Origin of the sequence: Bradyrhizobium pachyrhizi (genome assembly GCF_001189245.1) — a bacterium.
Classification (GTDB): domain Bacteria; phylum Pseudomonadota; class Alphaproteobacteria; order Rhizobiales; family Xanthobacteraceae; genus Bradyrhizobium; species Bradyrhizobium pachyrhizi.
Genome location: NZ_LFIQ01000083.1, coordinates 119,675 through 128,192, shown reverse-complemented (window position 1 = coordinate 128,192; position 8,518 = coordinate 119,675). Strand labels below are relative to the sequence as shown.

Annotated in this window: 6 protein-coding genes; all 6 read left to right on the top strand. The window is 66.7% G+C overall.

The genetic code is table 11. The features are described 5' to 3' along the window. A partial coding sequence (locus AKL29_RS45065; RefSeq protein ID WP_347336986.1) for an oligopeptide/dipeptide ABC transporter ATP-binding protein occupies positions 1-475 on the top strand: 475 nt, incomplete at its 5' end. Further along, the gene (locus tag AKL29_RS18785) at positions 472-1,476 is read left to right on the top strand and encodes an ABC transporter ATP-binding protein (protein ID WP_050385161.1); all 1,005 of its coding nucleotides are present in this window, start codon (positions 472-474) and stop codon (positions 1,474-1,476) included. The genes AKL29_RS45065 and AKL29_RS18785, both read left to right, overlap by 4 nt. An 18-nt stretch (positions 1,477-1,494) precedes the next feature. After that, positions 1,495-3,042, top strand: a complete 1,548-nt coding sequence (locus AKL29_RS18780; protein WP_050385160.1) for an ABC transporter substrate-binding protein — start codon at positions 1,495-1,497, stop codon at positions 3,040-3,042. 3 nt (positions 3,043-3,045) lie between these two features. Continuing rightward, positions 3,046-4,002: an ABC transporter permease gene (locus tag AKL29_RS18775; protein WP_050385159.1), complete on the top strand. Its 957-nt coding sequence runs from the start codon at positions 3,046-3,048 to the stop codon at positions 4,000-4,002. After that, a complete protein-coding gene (locus AKL29_RS18770; RefSeq protein ID WP_050385158.1) occupies positions 3,999-4,883 on the top strand; it encodes an ABC transporter permease in 885 nt (294 codons plus the stop codon). The genes AKL29_RS18775 and AKL29_RS18770 overlap by 4 nt, the downstream gene beginning before the upstream one ends. 210 nt (positions 4,884-5,093) lie before the next feature. Next, entirely contained in the window at positions 5,094-8,396 is a 3,303-nt protein-coding gene (locus AKL29_RS18765) for a carboxyl transferase domain-containing protein (protein ID WP_050385157.1), read from the top strand. The last annotated feature ends 122 nt before the right edge of the window (positions 8,397-8,518 follow it).

Sequence of the window (8,518 nt, the reverse complement as noted above, 5' to 3'; positions counted from 1 at the left end):
GCTCGACGTCACCGTGCAGGCGCAGATCCTCGAGCTGCTGCGCGACATCAGCGAGACCTCGAAGACCGCGCTGATGCTGATCACCCACGATCTCGGCGTCGTCGCCGAGACCTGCACGCGGATGATCACGATGTATGCCGGCGAGGTGATCGAGGACGCCACCGTCGACGAGGCGCTGGTGCGGCCGCTGCATCCCTATACGTCGGGACTGTTGCGCTCGCTGCCGCATTTGAGCCCGCGCCACGGTCGGCTGCCGTCGATCCCGGGCCGGGTGCCGTCGATCGCGGAGATGCCGAACGGTTGCCGCTTCCGGGCCCGCTGCGCGCATGCCACGAAAGGCTGCGAGGCCGAGCAGAAATTGCAGGACGCCGGCGGCGGCAGAAGAGTGCGCTGCTGGCGCTTTGCCGAGCTCAATCTGCCGGGCGCGCTGCATCCGCCCTCGGCGCCGGTTGCTGCGAAGGTCGCGACGCAATGACCACAGCCGGTGCCGAGCCCCGCCGCAACGCCATCGTCTCGGTGCGCGACCTTCAGGTCCGCTTCCAGACCTCGGACCGCCGCGCCACCGTGAAGGCGGTCGACGGCGTCAATTTCGACGTCCGCCGCGGCGAGACCTTCGGCATCATCGGGGAGTCCGGATCGGGCAAGACCACGATCGGCCGCGCGCTGGTGTTCCTGCTCAATCCCAGCGCCGGCGCCATCCTGCATGACGGCATCGATCCGCTGGCGCTGCCGCGCCGGGAGTTTCAAAACCATCGCCGCGACTACCAGATCATCTTCCAGGACCCGAACGCCGCGCTGAATCCGCGCATGACCATTCTGGCCTCGGTGCTGGAACCGCTGGAGCTCGCACGTGTCGGCAGCCGTGCCGAGCGCGAGCGGCAGGCACGGCAGGCGCTCGAGCGCGTCGGCTTGCCGCAGGAATTCGGCGCGCGCTACCCGCATCAGCTGTCCGGCGGCCAGAAGCAGCGCGTCGTGATCGCCCGCGCGCTGACGCTGAAACCCAAACTGATCGTCTGCGACGAGGTGGTGGCCGCGCTCGACATGTCGATCCGCGGCGACGTGCTCAATCTGTTTGCCGATCTGCAGCGCGATCTCGGGCTGACCTATGTCTTCATCACCCATGATCTCGCCGTTGTCTCGCACATCAGCGAGCGCGTTGCGGTGATGTATCTCGGCCAGTTCGTCGAGCTCGGGCCGACCGAAGAGGTCGCCGAGCGGCCGCTGCATCCTTACACGATCGCGCTGCTGTCGGCCGAGCCGCGGCCGCTGCCGTCCACGATGCGGCAGGAGGGCCGTATCGTGCTGCAGGGCGAGGTGCCGAGCCCGATCGATCCGCCCTCGGGCTGCCGCTTCCGCACCCGCTGCCCGCACGCGCAGCCGCTCTGCACCGACCGCGTGCCGGAGTGGCGCGAGCTGAAGCCTGATCACTGGGTGGCCTGCCATTTCGCCGACCGCCCGAATTTTTCATCGAACTAAGAACACCGGAGAAACGCCATGATGATGACGACACGACGCGAGGTTATGGCGCTGATCTCGGGCGCACTCGCCACCACCACGCTCGGCGGCCGCGCCTTCGCGGAAGGCGCGCCGAAGAAGGGCGGCACCTTGCGCATCTCGGCGCCCGCCAATCCGTCGAGCCTGGATCCCGCGACCGGCGGCGCCGGCTCCGACCACGCCTTCCTGTTCACGATGTACGACACGCTGACCGAATGGGAGTTCGACACGCTGAAGCCGAAGCCCGGCCTTGCCGAGAGTTGGAAGTTCACCGACCCCACCACGCTGGTGCTCAACATCCGCGCCGGCGTCACCTTCCATGACGGCACGCCGTTCGATGCGGAAGCCGTCAAGTTCAATCTCGAGCGCAACCGCAGCGATGCGAAGTCGAACATCAAGGCCGACCTGCTGTCGGTTGCCGCGGTCGAGGTCACTGGCCCGCAGCAGGTGACGTTGAAGCTGAAAACGCCCGATACCGCGCTGCCCGGGATTCTCTCCGACCGCGCCGGCATGATGGTGTCGCCGACCGCGCTGAAGGCGGCCGAGGGCGGCGTCGTGACGCGCAAGCCGGTCGGCGCCGGCGCCTATTCGTTCGTCAGCTGGGCCGACGGCGAGAAGATCATGGTCAAGCGCAACGAGAAATACTGGAAGCCGGAACGGCCGCTTCCCGACGGCATCGAGATCTCGATCATTCCCGAGCTCACCACCGGCGCCCGCTCGGTCACCGCCGGGCAGAACGACCTGATCTACCAGCTGCCGCCGCGGCAGAAGGTGATCATCGAGCGCGCCTCCAGCGTCAAGGTGGTGCATGGCCCGACGCTGTACGTGTTCCAGATCTTCCTGAACTGGGCGAAGCCGCCGTTCGACAATATCAAGGTCCGCCAGGCGCTGAATTTCGCGATCGACCGCGAATCCTTCGTCAAGGCCGCGCTCGCCGGCCTCGCCGAGCCGGCCTACATGAACCTGCCGAGGGCGCATTGGGCCTATGACGCCGAGGTCGCAAAGCTCTATCCCTACGATCCCGACAAGGCACGCAAGCTGCTCGCCGAGGCCGGCTTCAAGGAGGGCACTCCAATCGAGTTCGGCGGCTATCCGGACCAGGATTCGGTGCAGCGCCAGGAGATCCTGATCGAGCAGCTGCGCAAGGCCGGCATCAACGCGCGCTTCGTCAACGCCCCGGTCGCGGAGGCCTCTGCCGCCTTCTTCGGTCCGGAGAAGAAGGGCGCCGGGTTGCTCTCGGCCTGGACCGGCCGGCCCGACCCGAGCCTGACCTATTCGCTGATGTTCACCAAGGACGCCTATTACAATGGCGGCCGCGCGCCGGTGCCGGCCGAGCTCGAGGCCGCGATCAAGGAATCGCGCGCCTCGGAGGACATCGACACCAGGCGCAAGGCGTTCTCCACCGTGCAGCGGCTGGTGATGGAGAACGCCTTCGTCGCGCCGCTGGCGTTCCAGTTCGAACTGGTCGCCATGAACAAGAAGGTGCAGGGCTATCGGCCGAACCTGCTCGGCAAGCCGAAATACGACGACGTCTGGCTCGGGAGTTAGGCGATGGCGCGACGGTCACCGGTCAAGGTCGTCGGCAGCCGCCTCGTGCAGGCGCTGCCCGTGATCCTGCTCGCGACCTTCATGGTGTTCGCGCTGCTCAAGCTGGTGCCCGGCGACATCGCCGTGACGCTGGCGGGCGACAACGCGACCGACGCACGGATCACGGAGATCAGGAAGATCTACGGTCTCGACCGCCCGTTCCTGGTGCAATATGGCGCCTGGCTCGGCAACGTCGCGCAAGGCGATCTCTCGCAATCGTTGTTGACCGGCGAGAAGGTCGCCGACTCGATCGGCCGCGCGTTTCCGAACACGCTGCTGATCGTCGTGATCGCGCTGGCGCTGGCGCTGGTCACGGGCATCCCGATGGGCGTGATGGCCGCGATCAAGCCGAGCGGCTGGATCGACAAGCTGATCAGCATGCTGGCCTCACTCGGCGTCGCGGTGCCCGGCTTCTGGCTGGCGATGATCCTGGTGGCGGAATTCTCGTTGAAGCTGAACTGGCTGCCGGCGACCGGCGCAAAATCCTTCAGCGCCTCGCCGGTCGATGCGATCAGGCATGCGCTGCTGCCTGGCGTCGCGATCGCGGCCTACGGCATGGCCGAGGTCGCGCGCCAGCTGCGCGGGGCGCTGCTGGAGGTGCTGTCGTCGCAATATGTCCGCACCCTGCATGCCAAGGGGCTGTCGATGTCCCGCATCCTCTGGCAACACGGCCTGAAGAATGTCGGCGTCAATCTGCTCACCATCATCAGCCTTTTAGTCAACCGCATGCTGGCGGCGACCGTGGTGATCGAGGCGGTGTTCGCCATTCCCGGTCTGGGCAGCCTGATTGTGCGCGGCGCGATCCAGCGCGATTTCCCGATCGTGCAGGGCGTCGTCTTCACCATGGTGGTCGTTGTCATCGCGGTGAACCTGATCACCGATTTGCTGTGCGCCGCGGTCGATCCGAGGATCGAGCAATGACCGACATGGCGCTCGCTCCCCTGAAGGCACCGGCGCGGCCGACGCGGCTGCGGCGCTTTGTGCGCTGGCTCGCCGGCGACCTCCGCGCCGCGCTGTCGATTCTGGTGCTCGTGGTGCTCGTCGTCGTCGCAATCGGCGCGCCCTGGATCGCGCCCTATGCGCCGACCGCGCAGGACGTCAACAACATGCTGGCGCCGCCGGGGCCGGCCCATCTGCTCGGCACCGACGATCTCGGTCGCGACATCTTCTCCCGTTTGATCTACGGCGCGCCGGCCACCGTCTATGCCAGCCTGCTTGCGGTCGGCGTCGCGGTCCTGATCGGGCTGCCGGTCGGCCTCATCGCCGGCTATTTCGGCGGCTGGATCGACGACATCATCAGCCGCATCATCGACACCTTCCTGTCGTTCCCCGCCATCGTGCTGGCGATCGCCGTCACCGGCGCGCTCGGCATCGGGCTCACCAACGGCATGATCGCGGTCGGCATCACGATGTTTCCGGCGCTGGCGCGCATCGTCCGCGCCCGCACGCTGATCGTGCGGCAGGAGCTCTATGTCGATGCCTCCAGGGGATTTGGCGCGCCGACCTGGCATGTGCTGTGGCGCCACGTGCTGCCGAACACGCTGCAACCGGTCATCGTGCAGGTGACGCTCTTGCTCGCCGCTGCGCTGCTGGCCGAAGCGAGCCTGTCGTTCCTCGGCCTCGGCATCCAGCCGCCGGACCCGAGCTGGGGCGCCATGCTGGCGCGCGCCTATCAATACATGGAAATTGCGCCGGAGCAGATGTATGCGCCGGGCCTTGCCATTCTCGTCGTCTCCCTGGCGTTCAATGCGCTCGGGGAGTCCTTGCGTGTCGTGCTCGATCCGACCATGAAGGATCGCTAGGGGTACAAATGCTGACGGGATGCCGCGCTGTGTTCACCTCGCCCCGCTTGCGGGGAGAGGTCGAAATTTGCGCGCAGCGCGAATTTCGGGTGAGGGGGAGTCTCCACGAGCGAGCCTGCGGAGAGTCCCCCTCACCCGAAGCCTACGCTTCGCTTCGGCTTCGACCTCTCCCCGCAAGCGGGGCGAGGTAAGCAACTTACGGAACCGATCATGTCCTTCAAGAAATTGCTGATTGCCAACCGTGGTGAGATCGCGATCCGGATTGCCCGCGCCGCCGGCGAAAGCGGCCTTGCCACGGTCGCGATCTATCCCGCCGATGATGCGGCTTCGCTCCATGTCCGCGCCGCCGACGAGGCGCGCGAGATTCCCGGCCATGGCGCGCGGGCCTATCTCGACATCGAGGCGGTGATTGCGGCGGCCAAGGCCGCAAGCTGCGACGCGCTACATCCGGGCTACGGCTTCCTCAGCGAGAACACGCAGCTCGCGCGGCGCTGCGCCGAGGAGAAGATCACCTTCGTCGGCCCGTCACCGGAGGCGCTCGACCTGTTCGGCGACAAGGCCAAGGCAAAGGCGCTGGCAAAAAAATGCGGCGTCCCGATCATTGCCGGCACTTCGGGCGCGACCAGTCTGGACGAGGCAAAGGCGTTCTTCGCCGCGCTCGGCGCCGGCGCCGCCGTGATGATCAAGGCGATCGCCGGCGGCGGCGGGCGCGGCATGCGCGTGGTCGAGGATGCCGCCAAGCTCGACGAAGCCTATGCGCGCTGCCAGTCGGAGGCCAAGGCGGCGTTCGGCAGCGATGCTGTCTATGTCGAGCGGCTGATCCGAAAGGCGCGCCATATCGAGGTACAGATCATCGGCGACCGTCACGGTGCAATCAGCCATCTCTGGGAGCGCGAATGCACCATCCAGCGCCGCAACCAGAAGCTCATCGAGGTGGCGCCGAGCCCGTCGCTGAGCGATGGCATGCGTGCGCGCATCATCGAGGCAGCGAAGCAGCTCGCGACCGCCGCGCGGTACGATAATCTCGGCACCTTCGAATTCCTGGTCGACGACGAAGCCGGCGAAGGTGAGGGCGCGTTCGCCTTCATCGAGGCCAATCCGCGGCTCCAGGTCGAGCACACCGTCACCGAGGAAGTGCTCGGCGTCGACCTCGTGCGCGCGCAGCTCGCGGTCGCCGCCGGTGCCACGCTGGCCTCGCTCGGCCTCGCGCAATCAGCGGTGCCCCTGCCGCGCGGCTATGCGATGCAGCTCCGCGTCAACATGGAGGTGATGGACGAGAAGGGCATCACGAAACCGACCGGCGGCACGCTCGCCGTGTTCGACCTGCCGTCCGGCCCCGGCGTTCGCGTCGATACCTTCGGCTATTCCGGCTACCGGACCTCTGCCGCGTTCGACTCGTTGCTGGCAAAAGTCATCGTCTATTCGCCGAGTTCAAAATGGACCGACGTGGTGCACAAGGCATCGCGCGCCTTGCGCGAATTCCGGATCGGCGGCGTCGCCACCAACATCCCGTTCCTCGGTGCCATCCTGGCGCATCAGAGCTTTGGGCGGAACAAGATCAGCACCAATTTCATCGATACGCATGTGGCGGCGCTAGTCGGCGCTGCGCAGGAGCTCGCCGCACCCTTGATCGCAGTGAGCGAGGCGGCTGCGACCAAGGCCGTTGCTGTCGAAGCAGCCCCCGAAGGATCGCTCCCGGTGCCCGCGCCGCTGCAGGGCACCATCGTGGCGATCGAGGTCGCGGAGGGCGATCTGGTCCGTCCCGGCCAGCAGATCGCGGTGCTGGAATCGATGAAGATGGAGCATCTCGTCACCGCGCCCCATGGCGGCCGGGTGACCAGGATCGCGGGCGGCATCGGCGTCACCCTGATGCATGGCGAGCCGATCCTGTTCCTCGAACCGGTCGAGGTCGACGGCCATCACGCGGCGGAGGAGGCCGCGATCGATCTCGATCACATCCGGTCTGATCTCGCCGAGCTGATCGCGCGCAAGGCGATCACGCTGGACGAGAACCGCCCGGCCTCGGTCGAGCGCCGCCGCAAGACCAACCAGCGCACCGCGCGCGAGAACATCGCGCAGCTGGTCGATGAGGGCTCGTTCGTCGAATACGGCTCGCTGGCGATCGCGGCGCAGCGCCGCCGCCGCAAGGTCGAGGATCTCATCAAGAACACGCCGGCCGACGGCCTGATATCAGGCGTCGCCACCGTCAACGCCAAGGATTTCGGCGCCGATGGTGCGCGCTGCATGGTGATCTCCTACGACTATACCGTGCTCGCCGGCACCCAGGGCCATATGAACCACAAGAAGATCGACCGCATGCTCGGCCTCGCCGAGCAGTGGCGCATGCCGCTGGTGTTCTACGCCGAAGGCGGCGGCGGCCGTCCCGGCGACACCGACCGGCTCGGCATGACCGGCCTCGACGGCCCATCCTTCGTGCAGTTCGCAAAACTTTCCGGGTTGGTGCCCGTGGTCGGCGTGGTCTCCGGCTATTGCTTCGCCGGCAACGCCGCGATGCTCGGCGTCTGCGATGTGATCATCGCCACCAGGAATGCCTCGATCGGCATGGGCGGTCCGGCGATGATCGAGGGCGGCGGGCTCGGCGTCTACCATCCGGCCGAGGTCGGCCCGGTCTCGTTCCAGTCGCCCAACGGCGTGATCGACATCCTGGTCGAGGACGAGGCCGAGGCGACCACGGTGGCTCAGAAATATCTGTCCTATTTCCAGGGCGCGGTGCAGGACTGGAAGGCGCCGGACCAGCGGCTCTTGCGCCGTGCGATTCCGGAAAATCGGCTGCGGGTCTACGACATCCGCAACGTGATCGACCTGATCGCCGACGAGGGCTCGGTGCTGGAGATCCGCAGGGATTTCGGCGTCGGCATGATCACGGCCTTCATCCGCATCGAGGGCAAGCCGTTCGGCCTGATCGCCAACAATCCGAAGCATCTCGGCGGCGCGATCGATGCGCCGGCCGGCGACAAGGCCGCGCGCTTCATGCAGCTGTGCGACGCCTTCGACATCCCGATCGTCTCGCTCTGCGACACGCCCGGCTTCATGGTCGGCCCCGAGGCCGAGAAGACCGCGATCGTGCGCCACGTCGCGCGGATGTTCGTCACCGGCGCGAGCATCACGGTGCCGCTGTTCGGCATCGTGCTGCGCAAGGGCTATGGCTTAGGGGCGCAATCGATGATCGGCGGCGGCTTCCACGCCTCGTTCTTCACGGTGGCGTGGCCGACCGGCGAGTTCGGCGGCATGGGTCTCGAAGGCTATGTCCGCCTCGGCTTCCGCAAGGAGATGGAGGCGATCGAGGACCCGGTCGAGCGCGAGAAGTATTTCCAGACCAAGGTCGCCGAGCTCTACGCCAACGGCAAGGCGGTCTCGATCGCCTCGGTGCTCGAGATCGACGAGGTGATCGATCCCGCCGACACCCGGCACTGGATCATGGCCGGCCTGCGCTCGGTGCCGAAGGTCGAGCCGCGGACCCACCGCAAGCGACCATGTATCGATGCGTGGTAGGGCTGCGCAGGGCGCTTCAATCCACGAGCCGTAAACTTGATGTCGTCCTGGCGAAAGCCAGGACCCATTACCCCAAATCTCAATTACCGTGCGACGCTGGGGCCGCGATCCCGTTCATCATC

Coding starts and splice junctions, on each gene's coding strand:
- AKL29_RS18780 (WP_050385160.1), top strand. CDS start 1,495: ATGATGATGACGACACGACGCGAGGTTATGGCGCTGATCTCGGGCGCA.
- AKL29_RS18770 (WP_050385158.1), top strand. CDS start 3,999: ATGACCGACATGGCGCTCGCTCCCCTGAAGGCACCGGCGCGGCCGACG.
- AKL29_RS18765 (WP_050385157.1), top strand. CDS start 5,094: ATGTCCTTCAAGAAATTGCTGATTGCCAACCGTGGTGAGATCGCGATC.
- AKL29_RS18775 (WP_050385159.1), top strand. CDS start 3,046: ATGGCGCGACGGTCACCGGTCAAGGTCGTCGGCAGCCGCCTCGTGCAG.
- AKL29_RS18785 (WP_050385161.1), top strand. CDS start 472: ATGACCACAGCCGGTGCCGAGCCCCGCCGCAACGCCATCGTCTCGGTG.